The 16,166-nt window shown below is 70.5% G+C and carries 12 protein-coding genes, 1 other RNA gene and 1 pseudogene; 3 read left to right on the forward strand and 11 right to left on the reverse strand.

The window, feature by feature from the left end:
• Positions 1 to 828 precede the first annotated feature (828 nt).
• Complete coding sequence (locus E1288_RS00180; RefSeq protein WP_132479072.1) at positions 829 to 1,740, reverse strand: LysR family transcriptional regulator; 912 nt, start codon at positions 1,738 to 1,740, stop codon at positions 829 to 831.
• Positions 1,741 to 1,811: 71 nt separating this feature from the next.
• Here E1288_RS00180 and E1288_RS00185 point away from each other — a divergent pair, with 71 nt between their 5' ends.
• The gene (locus tag E1288_RS00185) at positions 1,812 to 2,744 is read left to right on the forward strand and encodes an EamA family transporter (protein ID WP_207954094.1); all 933 of its coding nucleotides are present in this window, start codon (positions 1,812 to 1,814) and stop codon (positions 2,742 to 2,744) included.
• 165 nt (positions 2,745 to 2,909) lie between these two features.
• On the opposite strand, the gene E1288_RS00190 is transcribed toward E1288_RS00185, so the two are convergent.
• The 8 genes from E1288_RS00190 to E1288_RS00225 all read right to left on the reverse strand — a co-directional run bounded on the left by E1288_RS00190 (position 2,910) and on the right by E1288_RS00225 (position 10,690).
• The gene (locus E1288_RS00190) at positions 2,910 to 3,089 is read right to left on the reverse strand and encodes a hypothetical protein (RefSeq protein WP_132479076.1); all 180 of its coding nucleotides are present in this window, start codon (positions 3,087 to 3,089) and stop codon (positions 2,910 to 2,912) included.
• Between the two features lie 162 nt (positions 3,090 to 3,251).
• Positions 3,252 to 4,361: an ABC transporter ATP-binding protein gene (locus E1288_RS00195; RefSeq protein ID WP_132479078.1), complete on the reverse strand. Its 1,110-nt coding sequence runs from the start codon at positions 4,359 to 4,361 to the stop codon at positions 3,252 to 3,254.
• Positions 4,362 to 4,539: 178 nt separating this feature from the next.
• Complete coding sequence (locus tag E1288_RS00200) at positions 4,540 to 5,538, reverse strand: ABC transporter ATP-binding protein (protein ID WP_132479080.1); 999 nt, start codon at positions 5,536 to 5,538, stop codon at positions 4,540 to 4,542.
• Between the two features lie 14 nt (positions 5,539 to 5,552).
• On the reverse strand, positions 5,553 to 6,485 hold the full coding sequence (locus E1288_RS00205; RefSeq protein ID WP_132479082.1) for an ABC transporter permease: 933 nt from the start codon (positions 6,483 to 6,485) through the stop codon (positions 5,553 to 5,555).
• A 4-nt stretch (positions 6,486 to 6,489) separates the two neighbouring features.
• Positions 6,490 to 7,500: an ABC transporter permease gene (locus tag E1288_RS00210; RefSeq protein ID WP_132479084.1), complete on the reverse strand. Its 1,011-nt coding sequence runs from the start codon at positions 7,498 to 7,500 to the stop codon at positions 6,490 to 6,492.
• A 100-nt stretch (positions 7,501 to 7,600) separates the two neighbouring features.
• On the reverse strand, positions 7,601 to 9,295 hold the full coding sequence (locus E1288_RS00215) for an ABC transporter substrate-binding protein (RefSeq protein ID WP_132479086.1): 1,695 nt from the start codon (positions 9,293 to 9,295) through the stop codon (positions 7,601 to 7,603).
• Positions 9,296 to 9,680: 385 nt separating this feature from the next.
• Positions 9,681 to 10,277: a recombination mediator RecR gene (recR, locus tag E1288_RS00220; protein WP_132479088.1), complete on the reverse strand. Its 597-nt coding sequence runs from the start codon at positions 10,275 to 10,277 to the stop codon at positions 9,681 to 9,683.
• An 89-nt stretch (positions 10,278 to 10,366) separates the two neighbouring features.
• Complete coding sequence (locus tag E1288_RS00225) at positions 10,367 to 10,690, reverse strand: YbaB/EbfC family nucleoid-associated protein (protein WP_235883261.1); 324 nt, start codon at positions 10,688 to 10,690, stop codon at positions 10,367 to 10,369.
• A 158-nt stretch (positions 10,691 to 10,848) separates the two neighbouring features.
• Here E1288_RS00225 and E1288_RS00230 point away from each other — a divergent pair, with 158 nt between their 5' ends.
• Complete coding sequence (locus E1288_RS00230) at positions 10,849 to 12,654, forward strand: alpha/beta fold hydrolase (protein ID WP_132479092.1); 1,806 nt, start codon at positions 10,849 to 10,851, stop codon at positions 12,652 to 12,654.
• Positions 12,655 to 12,892: 238 nt separating this feature from the next.
• Here the strand turns inward: E1288_RS00230 and E1288_RS00235 are convergent, their stop codons facing one another.
• Together E1288_RS00235 and ffs are read right to left on the reverse strand one after the other, a co-directional pair.
• Positions 12,893 to 15,109, reverse strand: coding sequence for a DNA polymerase III subunit gamma and tau (locus E1288_RS00235; RefSeq protein ID WP_132479094.1), 2,217 nt, complete (start codon positions 15,107 to 15,109; stop codon positions 12,893 to 12,895).
• Between the two features lie 67 nt (positions 15,110 to 15,176).
• An RNA gene (gene ffs, locus E1288_RS00240) (signal recognition particle sRNA small type) lies at positions 15,177 to 15,271 on the reverse strand.
• 305 nt (positions 15,272 to 15,576) lie between these two features.
• On the opposite strand from ffs, the pseudogene E1288_RS00245 reads away from it, so the two are divergent.
• Positions 15,577 to 15,981, forward strand: a pseudogene (locus E1288_RS00245) (DUF2716 domain-containing protein); the annotation flags it as partial.
• Between the last annotated feature and the right edge of the window lie 185 nt (positions 15,982 to 16,166).

A 16,166-nucleotide genomic window follows, 5' to 3' on the forward strand; every position in this document is an offset into this window, starting at 1 on the left:
GACCAGCGCCGCCCGCCGAAAGCCGGTAGGCGGTGAGCTCGCCGACCTCGCCGTACTGCGCGACGAGCAGGTCGCCGTGCACCCCGACGACGTGTTGCCGGCCCACCCAGGTCGGCTCCTCGGCCGTCCACACCTCGCGGTCCTGCAGGTCGTGGACGCTGTCCACCTCGACACCGTCCGCCTGCTCGGACCTGAGCACCCAACCGTTGCGGAAGAACCCGCCGTCGCCGTCCTCGGCAGCCTCCCGCCAGATCACGTTCGCGGCGGAGTCGTAGACCTCGATCACGGACAGCTGCTGCGCGGCCTGCATCGCTGTTTCCTCGGTGGACGTGGCGTAGGTCAGCACCACGACCTGCCTGCCGTCCACCTCGGCCGGTTCGAGATCTCCCTGCGAGACAGTGGAGGGGACGGGAATCCGAGCGCGTTCGCGCCCCGTTGCGGCATCGAGGAACAGCAGCGTCTCGCCGCGGTTCTCGCCCTCGTCGCGGAGGTACGCGAAGACATCGTCGAAGCCCACGACCTTGTTGTACGTGCTGGTGCCGAAGTCCCCTCCTTCCGCTCGGCCGGACGGCGGTTCGTGCCACGCCGGTTGCGCGGCCAATCCGGGCGGGGCCGCACCGCGGAAGGCCGGCGCGGCCGATTCCGGCGCAGCGGGCTCGGACGCACCACCACTGCAACCGGCCGTGCTCATCAGGGCGGCGAGGGCCACCGCGAACATGCGAACCCGTCTGGTCATTCCGGTCTTCACCTTCTGCGCGTTCAAGGACGGACGACGATCACGTTCTTCGCAATCCGACCGCGCCACCAGCGAAGTCCGGTACTTCTGAGCTACTTCTGATCGTGCGGCCCGGTGGTGGCGGCCGCCTCGGCGAGGAGCGTGTCGAGCACGAGGCGGACCGCCGGGCGTTCCGTCGCCCCCTTCCGGGACACCACCTCGATGTTCCGGCCCGCGCGGACCCCGGCCAGCGGGCGCATGACCAGCCGGGGAGAGTCCACTGTGTACCTCGGCAGCAGCGCGACGCCGTGGCCGTCGGCGACCAGGGCCTTGGTGACCTGGAAGTCGTTGATCCGCTGCACCACCACCGGCCGGACGCCCGTGCGGACCGCCAGCGAGCGCAGCACGTCGTCGACCGGGAAGCCGACGTCCACGCTCAGCCACGGCTCGCCGACCAGCTCCGCCGGCTCGATGCGCTCCCGGTCGGCGAGCGGGTGGCCCGGCGGCAGCGCGACGTCCAGGGGCTCCCGCAGCAGCGGGGTGATCTCCACGCGCGCGCCGTCGAACGGCGGCGCCTGGTCGTCCCGGTGCGCCACCACCAGGTCGAAGTCGGCGGTCAGGGCCGGCACCCCCGGCGGCGTCATGTCGACGTCGCGGCACTCCAACCGCACCTTGGGATGCGCCGCCATCCGCCGGAGCAGGCCGGGCAGCAGCAACAACGCGCCGGACGGGAAGATCGCGACCCGCACCACGCCGCGCGGCGTCGACCGGTAGCTGTCCAGCTCGGCCTCGGCGCGGTCCAGCGCGGCCAGCACCTCGTCGGCCCGGGCCGCGAGCGCCCGGCCTGCGTCGGTGAGGCGCAGGCCGCGGCCGGCCGGTTCCGTCAGCGGCACGCCGACCTGCGCCTGCAACGCCCGGATCTGCTGCGATACCGCCGACGGGGTGTAGGACAGGGCCTTCGCGACGGCGGTGACCGTCCCGCGATCAGCGAGTTCGCGCAGGAGTCTCAACCTGCGGACATCCATGAAGGAATAATACACATTAGCTGTAAATAGTATTGCTTGTTCTTCACAGAGCCGGGCCGCAGGCTGGCATGGTGAACTCACGAGACCGCTTGCTGGCCGTGGTGGTCGTCGTGCTCTGGGGCGCCAACTTCATCGCACTCGACTACGGGCTCGGCCAATTCCCACCGTTCTTCTTCGCCGGACTCCGCTTCGCCGTGCTGCTGCCGGTGCTGCTGTTCGTGCCGCGCCCGCGAGTGCCGTGGCGGTGGCTCATCGGGTACGGGCTGTTCTTCGGCGCCCTGCAGTTCGCGTTCCTGTTCACTGCGATGAACATCGGGATGCCGACCGGGCTGGCCTCGCTGGTGCAGCAGGCGTCCGCGCCGTTCACCGTGGTGCTCGGCGCGCTGCTGCTGCGGGAGCGGATCACGCCGGTGCAGATCGTCGGCATCCTCATCGCGGTGCTCGGCATGGTGGCGATCGGCTGGCACCGCGCCCAGAGCGCCACCCTGCTGCCGCTGCTGATCACGCTCTGCGGCGCGTTCTCGTGGGCGCTGGGCAACCTGTGCGGCCGGAAGGCGAACGCGCCGAACCCGCTGCACCTGGCGCTGTGGATCGCCATCGTGCCGCCGCTGCCGATGTTCGCGCTGTCGGCGGTGGTCGAGGGACCGACGGCGGGCTGGGACGCGCTGGCGACGGCGTTCGACTCGCCGACCGGCTGGTACGCGCTCGCCGGGCTGGCGTACACGTCGCTGCTGGCGACGATCATCGGGTCGGGCCTGTGGACGACGCTGATGGGGCGCTACCCGGCCAGCATGGTCGCGCCGTTCTCGCTGCTGGTGCCGGTGGTCGGCTTCACGACGGCATGGCTGGTCCTGGGCGAGCGGCCGCACCCGATCGAGCTCGCGGCGGGAGCCGTGGTGGTGGGCGGAGTGCTGCTGGGCAGCATCAAGCTGAGCCGCCGCAAGCCACCGGTCCCCGAAGCACCACCCTTGGTCCTGCCCGAGTCCGCGGTCCAGCGCCCGTAAGTCGGGGGCTCCCAATTTTGCCTAAAATTGGGAGCCTCCCCACCCCCCCGGCCGGGTCCGACGTGGAGACGCTCCCGATTTTGCCTAAAATCGGGCGACCCACCAGCCCAGCCCGGTCCGGCATTGTGGCTCCCGATTTTGCCTGAAATCGGGTGGGATCCGGCGTCAGCGGACGGCTTCGCCCCTCTCGAAGTCCGGGTTGCAGAGGTGCACCCCGTTCCCCTCCGGGCAGTCGTAGGTCACCAGGACCTCGCCCGACTCCGCCACCAGGCGCTCCGCGGTCGCCCGCTCCAGGATCGCCCGGTGCTCGCACGCGGAGCACCGCGGCGCGCTGCTGTACCTCACTCACTGCCTCCGTTCCACCGGCTGCCGACGATCTTGTGAACCTAGGGCCTAGCGCGCCGGGCGCGGTGGACAACGCGCGAAATCAGCGCGCCGGTTTCGAACGTCGTGAGTGGATATGGCCGCTGGAGCAGCCATAGCCACTCACGACTTGGACCCGGGCGGTCAGGCCGGGGCCGAGGTGATGTCCAGGTCGCCGAAGTCCGCCGGGTTCACCGCTTCCGCCTCGACCTCGTGGGGCTTCAGCCTGCCGTCGCGGATCTCCTCCGCGTAGTGGCACGCCACCCGGTGGCCCGGTTTGAGCTCGCGCAGTTCCGGCCGCTCCGTGTCGCACCGGGTCGCCTGCCGCCACGGGCACCGGGTGTGGAACCGGCAGCCGGCCGGCGGCGCGGCCGGCGAGGGCAGGTCGCCGGAGAGCAGGATCTGCTCCCGCTCGTCCTCCACCGTCGGGTCCGGCACCGGCACCGCCGAGAGCAGCGCCTTCGAGTACGGGTGCAGCGGCTCCTCGTAAAGATCGTCCGATGTGGACTCCTCCACGATGCCGCCCAGGTACATCACCCCGACCCGGTCGGCGATGTGCCGCACCACCGCCAGGTCGTGCGCGATCACCAGGTACGTCAGCCCGAACTCGGCCTGCAGGTCCTCCAGCAGGTTCAGCACCTGCGCCTGCACCGAGACGTCCAGCGCCGACACCGGCTCGTCGGCCACCACCAGGTCGGGCCCCACCGACAGCGCCCGGGCGATGCCGATGCGCTGCCGCTGGCCGCCGGAGAACTCGTGCGGGTACTTGCGCAGCGACGTCGACGGCAGGCCCACGGCCGACAGCAGCTCGCGCAGCCGCTTGTCCGTGCCCGCCCGGCCGCTGTCCATCCCGTGCGCCCGCATGCCCTCGACCAGCAACGACTGCACCGACTGCCGCGGGTCCAGGGAGGACAGCGGGTCCTGGAAGACCATCTGCATCCGGCGGCGCATCCGGCGCAGCGGCTCGCCCTTCATGCCGGACAGGTCGACGCCGTCGAACACCACCTTGCCGCCAGTGGGCTTCTCCAGCCGCAGCACCGCGCGGCCCAGCGTCGACTTGCCGCAGCCGGATTCCCCGACCAGGCCGTAGGTTTCGCCGCGCCGGATGGTCAGCGACACGCCGTCCACGGCGTACACGTAGCCGACCGTGCGGTCCAGCACCACGCCGCGCTTGATCGGGAAGTGCACCTGGACCTGGTCGATGTCGATCAGCACGTCCCGGGGGGTCCCCGCAGTTTCCGGGGTTTCGGTCATGACGCCTCCAGGGTCCGGCGCCGGGCACCGGCATCCGGTGCGGCCAACAGGTGCATGGTCCGGTCGTGGTGCTCCGCTGCGCCCCGACCGGGTGACTCCAACGCAATTTCAATGGAAATCGAAGGTCCGATTTCCATTGAAATTGCGGCAGAACCAGCGGGGCGCGGGAGCGGGGCGCTCATGACGCCTCCACCGGGCTCGACGTCGTCTCGCGGACCGGGTTGTGGCAGCGCAGCAGCCGCGCCCCCACGTCGATGCTCACGTCCGGCGTCTGCTGCTCGCACACGTCCTGCGCGTTCGGGCAGCGCGGGCAGAACGCGCACCCCGCGTCCCACGGGATGTTGTCGCTGATCGAGCCCTTGATCGGCGACAACCGCTGGCCGCGCGGCGAATCCAGCCGCGGGATCGAGGCCAGCAGGCCCGCCGTGTACGGGTGCCGCGGCCGGGCGAACAGCTCGTGCCGCGCGGCCCGCTCCACCACTCGGCCCGCGTAGAGCACGTTCACCTCGTCGCAGAGCCCCGCCACCACACCCAGGTCGTGCGTGATCATGATCAGCGCGGTGTCGGTCTCGGCGACCAGTTCCGCCAGCAGGTTCAGGATCTGCGCCTGGATCGTCACGTCCAGCGCGGTGGTCGGCTCGTCGGCGATGAGCAGCCGCGGCTTGCAGGCCAGCGCCATCGCGATCAGCGCGCGCTGCCGCATGCCGCCGGAGAGCTGGTGCGGGTACTCCTTGAGCCGCCGCCGCGGGTCCGGGATGCCCACCCGCCGCAGCAGGTCCTCGGCCTCCGGCATCGCCTCCTTGCGGGGCAGCCCGCGGTGCTGCTCGATGACCTCGGACACCTGCAGGCCGATCGGCACCACCGGGTTCAGCGAGGTCAGCGGGTCCTGGAACACCATGCTCAGGTCGCTGCCGCGGCGCTGGTCCAGCTCGCGCCGGGACAGCTGCAGCAGGTCGGTGCCGTCGAAGTTGATCGACCCGGACACCTCGGCGCCGGTGCTCGGCAGCAGACCCATGATCGCCAGCGAGGTGACCGACTTGCCGCAACCGGACTCGCCGACCAGGCCGACGGTGCGGCCCGGTTCGACGTCGAAGGAGATGCCGTCCACGGCGGTCATCGGCGGCTCGCCCTTGCGGGCGAACACCACCGAGAGGTCGCGGACTTCCAGCAGTGCCATTCGTTCCCCCACCTCTAGCGCCGGCGCTTCGGGTCGAGCGCGTCCCGCAGGGACTCACCGACCAGCGTGAACCCGAGCGCGACCAGGATGATGCAGCCCGCCGGCCAGAACGCCAGCTGCGGATGCGAATCGATGATGTTCTGCGCGCCGCCGAGCATCTGGCCCCACTCCGGCACCGAGTCGTCGGCCGCGCCCAGGCCCAGGAAGGACAGCGCCGCCGCGTCGATGATCGCCACCGCGAGCACCAGGGTGGCCTGCACGATGACCGGGCCGAGCGCGTTCGGCAGCATGTGCCGAAACACGATCGCGCTCTCCTTCACCCCGAGCGCCCGCGCCGCGAGCACGTGATCGCTGGCTCGTTGCGCCAGCATCGTGCCTCTCAGCAGCCGGCCGAAGATCGGCACCTGCACGATCGCCACCGCCAGGATCACGGTGAACTGCGTCTGCTGCGCGAACAACGCGCCGATAGACACCGCCAGCAGCAGCGACGGCACCGACAGCATCACGTCCGCGACGCGCATGACCACCGAGTCGACCCAGCCGCCGAACGCGCCGGCCAGCAGGCCGAGCACCAGGCCGCCGCCGAGTCCGATCACGGTGGCCAGCACCGCGACCAGCAGCGTCTGCTGGGAACCGAGCAGCAGCCGGGAGAACAGGTCGCGGCCGTACTGGTCGCCGCCCAGCGGGAAACCCGCCTGCGGCGGCGGAATCGTGTTTTCCGCGCGGGAAACCTGCTGCTCCAGCAGGCGTTGCGCCGGATCGTGCGGGGCCAGCAGCGGCGCGAGCAGCGCCAGCAGCACGAACGCGGCGATGATCACCGCGCCGACCACGAACACCGGGTTGCGCCTCAGCCGCCGCCACGCCGACGCGGCCAGGCTCACCCCGGCGTCCGACGCCGTCTCCGCCAGCGCGTCGATCCGTTCCTTGCGCTGCGTTTTCAGCACCATGACCTCACCGTGTCCGCAGTCGTGGGTCGATCAACGCATATGAGAGGTCGACTATCAGGTTCACCAGCACGTACACCATCGCGGACGCCAGGATCACCACTTGCAGCACCGGGAAGTCCTTGCGCTGGAACCCGATCGCCACCGCCTGGCCGATGCCGGCGATGTTGAACACCCGCTCGGTCAGCACCGCCCCGGCCAGCAGCGCGCCCGTCTGCAGGCCGATCGTGGTCACCACCGGCAGCATCGCGTTGTGCAGGATGTGGCGGCGCCGGATCACCATGCCCGCCAGGCCCTTCGCCCGCGCAGTGCGCACGTAGTCCTCGTCCATCACGTCCAGCACCGCGGCCCGGGTTATCCGGAAGATCACCGCGAACGGGATGGTGGACAGCGCGATGGCCGGCAGGATCAGGTGCACGAACGAGTTCCACGCAGCGTCGAACTCGCGGGTCAGCAGGCCGTCCAGGATGTAGAAGCCGGTCACCCGCGTCCCGTTCAGCCCGACGTCCTGGCGGCCGGAGGCGGGCAGCGCGCCGAGCTGGATGGCGAACACGAACTTCAGCAGGAACGCCAGGAAGAACACCGGCACGGCGACACCGACCAGCGACCAGGTGATGCTCACGTTGTCCAGCCAGCTGCCGCGCTTGCGGGCCGCCAGGTAGCCCAGCGGGATGCCGACCGCGACGGCCAGCAACAGCGCCAGGATCGACAGCTCCAGCGTGGCCGGGAAGCGGGTCAGGAACACCTCCAGCGCCGGCGAACCGCGCTGCACGCCGGTCGACGTGCCGAAGTCGCCGGTGACGGCGCGTCCCAGGAAGCGCCAGTACTGCACGAAGATCGGCTGGTCCAGGCCGAGATCGGCCTCCAGCTTGGCCCGCGCCTCGGGCGTGGCGCGGTCCCCCAACAACGCCGACACCGGCCCTCCTGGCAGCATCCGCAGCCAGGCGAACAGAAGCATCGACAGCACAACGACGACCAGCGCCAGCTGCGCGAGCCGTCGGATGGTGAAGCGGAGCACGAAACCCCCGTTTGGTCAGTCCGGCAGCGAGCGCGCGATTTCGCGCGAAACCGACGGTCCCTGTGCGGGAGCCGCGCCGGTTTCGCGCGAAATCGTCAACTCACTTCTCCGAGACGCTCACCGACGCGAACTCCTCGGCGGTCAGCGGCGAGGTCTGCAGCCCGTGCACCCGCGGGCTGGTCACGATCGCCGGCGGCGAGTGCGACAGCGGCACGGCGGGCAGGTACTCGGACATCAGCTTCCGGTTGATGTCCTGGTACATCTGGTTGCGCTTGGCCTCGTCCGGCTCGCTGTCGGCGGCCTTCAGCTGCGTCGCCAGCTCCTCGCCCCACGGCGCACCGGCCGTGTAGAAGCGGTTGGTCGGCGTGCCGAAGAAGGTGCCGATGAAGTTGTCCGGCGTGTTGTAGTCGCCGGTCCAGCCGAGCAGGAAGATGTCGGCCTTGGCGTTGTCCACGTCGTCGATGTAGCCGCCGTTCCACGGCTTGCTCACCGGGTTGACGGTGAAGCCCGCCTCGCGCAGGTCCTCGGCGAGGGCGTTGTAGATGCCCTGCGGGTCCGGCATGTAGGGCCGGGAGACCTCGGTGGGCCAGTAGAAGTTCAGCGCGAGGTTCGGCACTCCGGCCTCGGCGAGCAGCTGCTTGGCCTTCGCCGGGTCGTGCGGGTACTGCTGGACGTCGTTGGCGTAGCCGTCCACCGTCTTCGGGTAGAACTGGGTGGCCACCGCGGCGCCTTCCGGCATGTTGGCCTTGACCAGCGTCTCCCGGTCCACCGCGTAGGCCAGCGCCTGCCGCACCTTCAGGTTCTGCAGCGCCGGGTTGTTCTTCTGGGTGATGCCCAGGTACATGATGTTGAACGGGTCGCGGACCTGGACGTTGTTGCCGGCGTCGCGCAGGGCCTTGAGGTCGGCGGCGTTGGGGTAGTCGTAGCCGTCGATGGCGCCCGACTCCAGCTCCTGCTTGCGCACCGTCTCGTCCGGGATGATGCGGAAGATCAGCTCGTTGAGCTTGGTCTTCTCGCCCCAGTACTCGTCGTTGCGGACCAGCTTGATGGTGCCGTTGCTCTCGTCGTAGGACGCGAACTTGAACGGGCCGGTGCCGGTCGGGTGCGCCCTGGCGTACTCCGAGAACACGAAGCTGTCGCCCTGCGCCTGCACGTTGTTGGCCTGGTACTGGTCCATCGCGGTCGGCGACTGCATGCTGAACGACGGCAGCCCGAGGATGTCCGGGAACTTCGAGCTGGCGCGGGTCAGGTGGACCACGGCCGTGGTCGCGTCCGGTGCGTCGCACGACTGGTACAGCGACGGGGTCTTGCCGTCGGCGAACCCGCCGAAGTTCTCGATCCAGTAGTAGGACAGCGCGTTGTTCTGCCCGGCGCCGGTCTGGTTGAACATGCGCTGGAAGTTCTTGCAGACCGCGTCGCCGTTGAAGTCGGTGCCGTCGTGGAACTTCACGCCCTGCCGGAGCTTGAAGGTCCAGGTCTTGCCGTCCGGGGTGTGCTCCCAGCTGTCGGCGAGCTCCGGTTGAACGTCCGCCGATCCCGGCTTGAACCCGACGAGGCCCTCGGTGATCTGGCGGGTGACCCGGAAGGTCTCGCCGTCGGAGGCGTAGAAGGGGTCGAACAGGTCGGGTGCGCCTGCCGCGCCGAAGGTGAGCGTGCCGCCTTCACCGCCGCCGCCGGTCTCGCGCTGCGATTGTGCGCAGGCCGCCAGCGAGGTCGCCGCGACGATGGCGATGCCGGCGGTGGCGACACGGCGTCCCGTGCCGGATCCGCGGCGCGGCGATGGAGCTCTACTCATGGAAGCACCTCGGTGTGTCTCAGGTCTCAGAGTTCCGTGAGACTAACTCGCATTAGGAGTCCATTGGGGAACCTGAGGTTACGATCCCACTACTTAGGGACGCCTAAGGAAAACCCGATATTTCGGGCATTCACCCAGGTGGGCGAGGATGCTGGGCCTCTCGGAGTCCCCGGAAGAACCGTTGAACAACCCGTGAATACCGGTAAAAACTGCGGAAAGTTCCGGCTCGGGCAACAGATTCTGGCGATCACCTGACACGTCCGGCGGTACCGCTCGCGGCCGGTCTTCACCACACCGAGGCAAATGCAAAAAGCTCGTGAGTGCTTTGGATCGCCATGGCGGTCCAAAGCACTCACGAGCTCGAAAAAGCGTCGTCCCGTGGCGGCTACATCGCGCGGCGACCGGAGAGGGCCCGGCCGAGGGTCAGCTCGTCGGCGAACTCCAGGTCACCGCCCATCGGCAGGCCGGACGCCAGCCGCGTGACCGAGAGGCCGGGGAAGTCGCGCAGCATCCGCACCAGGTAGGTCGCGGTCGCCTCGCCCTCGGTATTCGGGTCCGTCGCGATGATCACCTCGGCGATGTCGTCCTGCCCGATGCGGGCCAGCAGCTCGCGCACCCGCAGCTGGTCCGGTCCCACGCCGGAAAGCGGATCCAGCGCGCCGCCGAGCACGTGGTAGCGCCCCTTGAACTCGCGCGTGCGCTCGATCGCCAGCACGTCCTTGGGTTCCTCGACGACGCACACCAACGTCTTGTCGCGCCGGGCGTCCCGGCAGATGCGGCAGGTCGTCTCCTCAGAGACGTTGCCGCAGACGTCGCAGAACACCACGCCTTCCTTGACCTTCTGCAGGACCTCCTGCAGCCGGGTCACGTCCGCGGGCTCGGCCGCGAGCAGGTGGAAGGCGATGCGCTGCGCGCTCTTCGGACCGATGCCCGGCAACCTGCCGAGCTCATCGATCAAATCCTGAACGGGACCTTCGTACACTTATCGCTCGTTTCCAGGGGTTCGGCGCAGTTTCAATTGAAACTGCACTCCCCGCCGACGACGGTGCGCAGTTCCAATCGAAACCGCGATCACATGCCCGGCAGGCTGAGACCGCCGAGGCCACCGCCGCCGAGCGCACCGGTGAGCGGGCCCATCTTCTCGGCCTGCAGCTCCTGCGCCGCCCGGTTGGCGTCGCGCACCGCAGCGACCACCAGGTCGGCCAGCGTCTCGGTGTCCTCCGGGTCGGCCGCCTTCGGGTCGATCGACAGCCCCTTCAGCTCGCCCGCGCCGCTGACGGTCGCCGTGACCAGGCCGCCACCGGCGCTCCCGGTGACCTCCGCGTCGGCGAGCTCCTGCTGCGCAGTCATCAGCTGCTGCTGCATCTTCTGCGCCTGTTCCATGATCTGCTGCATGTTCGGCTGGCCACCTGGCTGCACCGTGATCCTCCTCCGGCTGGCGCGTGCACGTACCCCGATTCGGGCTACGCCACCAGCCTAGAGAATGCGCGGCCCGGTCTGCCTGGCGGTCCGCGCCCCTGGGCGGCGGGGGCGAAGCGTGACAGGGTGATCGCATGGCGGTGGACATCGTGCGGTTGCTCGAACTGACCAGCTGGCGGGCCTTCGACGTGGCCGACACCGGCCGGGTCCTGGCGGGCTCCGACGAATCCGGATCCACCCAGCTCGTCGAGCTCGCCGACGGCGAGCCCACCCCGCTGACCGCCCTGCCGGGCGCGGTCAGCGGCCGCTACCTGCCCGGCGAGCGCGCCGTGGTCGTGCAGCACGACACCGACGGCAACGAGCGCGGGCAGCTTTCCCTGCTGCGCCTGGACGAACCGCGCCTCCGCCCGGCGCGACTGCACGACCTGCAGCCGCTGGTCCGCGACCCGGCGCACGTGCACCGGCTGCTCGACGTCCTGCCCGGCCGGATCGTCTACGCGACCAACCGCCGCAACGATGTGGACTTCGACGTGGTGATCCGCCACGTCGAGACCGGCGAAGAAGCGATCGCCTACGACCAGGGCGGCATGGTCCTGGAGGCGACGGCCTCGTCGGACGGCCGCCACCTGGCGCTGACCATCCCTGCCGACCGCGCGATGTCCGACCGGCTGCTCCTGGTCGACACCGCAACCCGCGAAGTGCAGGCGCTGACCGGGCGCGACGAGCCGGCGCGGTACGGCCAGATCGGCTGGCTGCCCGACGGGCTGGTCGTCACCACCGACGCCGACCGGGACCGTGCCGGCATCGCGCGCATCGACCCGCGCACCGGCGCCCGGCGCTGGCTGGTGACCTCCGACGAGCACGACCTCACCGGCTGGCTCTCGCCGGACGGTTCGACGCTGCTGGTGCAGGCGAACGACGACGGCGCCAGCAGGCTGGCGCTGCACGACGCGGCCACCGGCGACCTGCTGCGGACGATCCGGTTACCCGCCGACGGCTGGTGCTCGTACCCGCTGCCGGCCCCGACCTGGTCGCCGGACTCGCGGTTCGTCGCGCTGTCGTTCAGCGCCCCGGCGGTCCCGGGCGACGCGCTGCTCGTGCACGCCGCGACCGGCGAGTGCGAGTCGCTGACCGGTTCCGCGGCGCAGCTCGACGGCCTGGTCGAACCGAGTTCGCACCGGGTGCCGGCCCGCGACGGCGAACAGGTGCCGTGCTTCGTCTTCGCCCCGCACGAGGCCGATCCGCGGCTGGCCGGATCGGCGGTGCTGATCGTCCACGGCGGCCCGGAGAGCCAGGCGGTGCGGACGTTCAGCCCGATCGCCCAGGCCCTCGTCGCACAGGGGCACACCGTGCTGGTGCCGAACGTCCGCGGCTCCACCGGCTACGGGAAGCGCTGGTACTCGGCCGACGACGGCCGCAATCGCCTGGAATCGGTGGCCGACCTCGGCGACCTGCACGACTGGCTGCCGTCGATCGGGCTGGACGCCGGGCGCGCGGCGCTGTGGGGCGGCTCGTACGGCGGCTACATGGTGCTCGCCGGGCTGGCGTTCCAGCCGCAGCGATGGGCGGCCGGGGTCGACATCGTCGGGATCTCGTCGCTGGTCACGTTCCTGGAGAACACCGCCGCATACCGGCGAGCGCACCGCGAGCGCGAGTACGGCTCGCTCGCGGCGGACGCGGAATTCCTGCGCTCGGCGTCGCCGCTGACCAGGGTCGTGTCCATCGCGGCGCCGCTGTTCGTGCTGCACGGCGCGAACGACCCGAGGGTGCCGCTGTCGGAGGCCCAGCAGATCGCGACCGCGGTCCGGGCGAACGGCCTGGAGTGCGAGCTGCGGGTGTACGACGACGAAGGCCACGGCCTGGCCAAGCGCACCAACCGCCTCGACGCCTACCCGAGAGCCCTCGCATTCCTGGCCCGCCACCTGGCGAAACAAGCCTGACCGCCCCGCGACGGCGGTTGCGCCGCGTTGGTAGTGGGGCGTCGGCATTCCCGATTTCCCCAAGGGGTCGTTTCCAGAACGGTTCGAGGGCACGCGCGAGACGTGGTGCTCCGGGGTGCAGGGCGCCGTTTTCGCGCGAAAACGGCACCGGGCGACCTCCGGGATCAACCGGACGAAGCCTCCGACTTCAGGCGAAATCGAGGGCTCCGAAAGCCAGGTTCCCGCTCGACGGGGTGGTTCAGCCGTCGATCCGGCGGGCGCCGAGTTCCCGTTCGAAGAGCTCGACCGCCGCCGTTTCCGGGTCCGGACCCACCTGGGCGTTGGCGTCCATCGGGGAGGACTCGGCGAGCATCTTCTCCGGGTCTTCCTCGTCGTCGGAGACCGGCTCCGGCGGCCTGGGCGGCTCCGGAGGCGGCGGGACGTCATCCGGCGGCGGGGGCTCGTCGTCCGGCGGCTCGGGCGGCGGCGGGATGTCGTCCGGTTCCGGCGGGCGCGGCACCGAGCCCTGGCGCGCCGGCGAACCCGCCTGCGGGCGAGCGGGGTTCCGGCCGTTGGCCGCCTGGCCTGCCTGCGGATTCGCCGACTGGCCGTTCGTCGGGGCGGACTCGCTCTGCTGGGTCGACCGGCGCTGCACCGGTTGCTTGGGCGCGGCGGGACGAGCCGCAGGCGGCGGCGCGGCACCGGCCTCGACGCACTGGATCTCCCACTCGCCGCCGACGACCTCGCGCAGCGCGTCCCGGACGAAGTCCAGCCGTCGCTGCTGGGCGAGCTGCTTGACCAGCCCGGAGGTCGGCATCGACAGCACCAGCGTGTTGTCGCCGCTGAGGTCCTGAACCGCGGCGTTGAGCAGCAGCGCCTGCGTCGGGCGGTTCCGCGTCGCGACCGCCTGCAGCACCTTGGCCCACACCTGCCGCACCTTCGCCGCGTCGAACCCGGCCTGCGCCGGCGCGGCGGCCTCCGCCGCCGGCGCAGCGGCCGGACGCGGCTCCGCAGCCACCGGACGCGGCTCCGCCGCTGGTGGCGGAGCCTGCTCGGCCGCCGGAGGCGGCGTCGCAGGCGCGGGGGCAGCCGCCTTCGGCGGTGTCACAGGACGCTCCGCCGCCACCGGCTGCTCCGCCGCTGCGGGCGCCGGACGCGCTGGCGCCTCAGCCTGCTGCGCTGCCTCTTGCGCTGCGCGCTCGTGCGGCCGCTGGAAGACGCGCTTCGGCCGCGCGTCGCCGTCCGCCACCGGCGCGGCGGTGGAAGGAGCGGCGGCAGGAGCAGCCTGGCCTGCAGGGGCTCCCTCGCCCGGCGCGATGGTCATGCGGCTCTCGACGCGCTCAAGCCGTTGCAGCAGCGCGACTTCCGAGTCCGATGCGGTCGGCAGGAGCATCCGCGCGCAGAGCAGTTCCAGCAGCAGCCGGGGCGCGGTGGCCCCGCGCATCTCGGACAGCCCAGTGTGGACGATCTCGGCGAACCGGGAAAGCGTTGCCGCGCCGAGCTGTTCGGCCTGGGTCTGCATCCGGGCGAGCTCGTCGCCCGCGGCGTCCACGAGTCCGCGCTGCGCGGCGTCCGGCACCGAGTTGAGCAGCACCAGGTCGCGCAGCCGGTCTAGCAGGTCGGAGCCGAACCGGCGCGGGTCGTGCCCTGCCTCGACCAGCCGGTCAACCGTGCCGTACACGGCGGCGCCGTCGCCCGCCGCGAGCGCGTCGACCATGTCGTCGATCAGCGCGACGTCGGTGACCCCGAGCAGCGCCACCGCGCGCTCGTAGGTGACGCCTTCGGGCCCCGCCCCGGCGAGCAGCTGGTCGAGCACGCTGAGCGTGTCGCGGGCGGACCCGCCACCGGCCCGGATCACCAGCGGGAACACCGCGGGCTCGACCTGCACGCCCTCGTCGCGGCAGATCCGCTCGACCAGGTCGCGCATCACGCCCGGCGGCATCAGCCGGAACGGGTAGTGGTGGGTCCGGGACCGGATGGTGGTGAGCACCTTGTCCGGCTCGGTGGTGGCGAAGACGAAGATCAGGTGTTCCGGCGGTTCCTCGACGATCTTCAGCAGGGCGTTGAAGCCCTGCGTGGTGACCATGTGGGCCTCGTCGATGATGAAGATCCGGTACCGCGACTGGGCAGGCGCGAAGAAGGCCCGGTCGCGCAGTTCGCGGGTGTCGTCGACGCCACCGTGGCTGGCCGCGTCGAGCTCGACGACGTCGACGCTGCCGCCGCCTTCGGGCGCGAGCGAGACGCACGAGTCGCATTCCCCGCACGGGTCGGGGGTCGGGCCCTGCGCGCAGTTCAGCGAGCGGGCGAGGATGCGAGCGCTGGAGGTCTTGCCGCAACCGCGCGGCCCGGAGAACAGGTAGGCGTGGTTGACCCGCCCGGCGGCCAGCGCGGTCCGCAACGGGTCGGTGACGTGGTCCTGCCCGACGACCTCAGCGAAGGTCGCCGGCCTGTACTTGCGGTATAGGGCGAGCGCCACGGACAAAACCCTACGCGGTGAGCCCGACAACCCGAACGCGGCCTGATCCGGAGGCCCGCCGGGGAAAATAAGGGGACCCCGTGCACCCGCCAGAGCCCGCTTACCCTTGCTGCCTTCCGGCCCTGGGGGAGTTCACAGGATGGACGCCGCACGAGGTCCACGGACAGTGTACCCCGAAGCCCCGAACCCCCGCGGAGCCCCCCTCTCGCAGCGCTGACCAGGCAGCACGGCAACGAACGAGGTTCGGGTGCCGATCTCGTCGGCGAACCACCACCTGCGTCACGAGAACGACGAGGCTCAAGATCATTTCCCGCAGTCCGGGCATGCAATGGATCTCCGCACCTCTGCACCGCGCAGAAGAAGCCGCGCTCCGCGGTTGCAGTGCCGTTGCGTCGGCAAGACTGGGACCTCCGCGGTCAGACACCCGCTGGAGAAATGTGACGACTCGTTGAGGACGGATTCGCCCGATGACCCTTGAACGGTTGCGCCACTTGACAGAGCCCGAACGTGCCGACGCCTGGAATCGCTTCGACGCCGAGTTCGACTTCCGGCCCAGCGTGCAAGTCTTCCCTGCGATCGCGGAGCCTTCTCCGTCGGTCACCTGGAGTCTCGACGCGTTGCGCGACGACCCAGGCGATCGAGAACTCGACCGCCTGGTCGATCTGGTGCAGGACGGGCTCACCGCATGCAGTGCGCCCGGAGAGGCACTTTTGATCCTGGACTGGCAGCACACCTGCTATGGACTCCGTCCGGATCTCCCGGCGACCGACATGTTCCTGCCTCGCGTGCTGGAAGGACGTTCGCGGGAAGGCTGGCCGCTCAGCCCGTATCCGGACGGGGACTACTACATCTTCCTCGCCGAGGATCTCCGTTTCGGCACCTTCGGGCATCCCTGGGAACACTCCCTCTGCGTGTTCGGCGCCGAGCTCCTGGATGCGATCGAGGACGGTGTGCAGGAAGTGCTGCAACGAGTCCTCCGCCGCGACGGGACAACAGTCGTCTGGACTTCGCGGCACGGTGCCGCCACGCGATGCGACCGGCTGAAAACCACGCGGCC

This window comes from Saccharopolyspora elongata (assembly GCF_004348985.1).
GTDB classification, from domain to species: Bacteria; Actinomycetota; Actinomycetes; order Mycobacteriales; family Pseudonocardiaceae; genus Saccharopolyspora; species Saccharopolyspora elongata.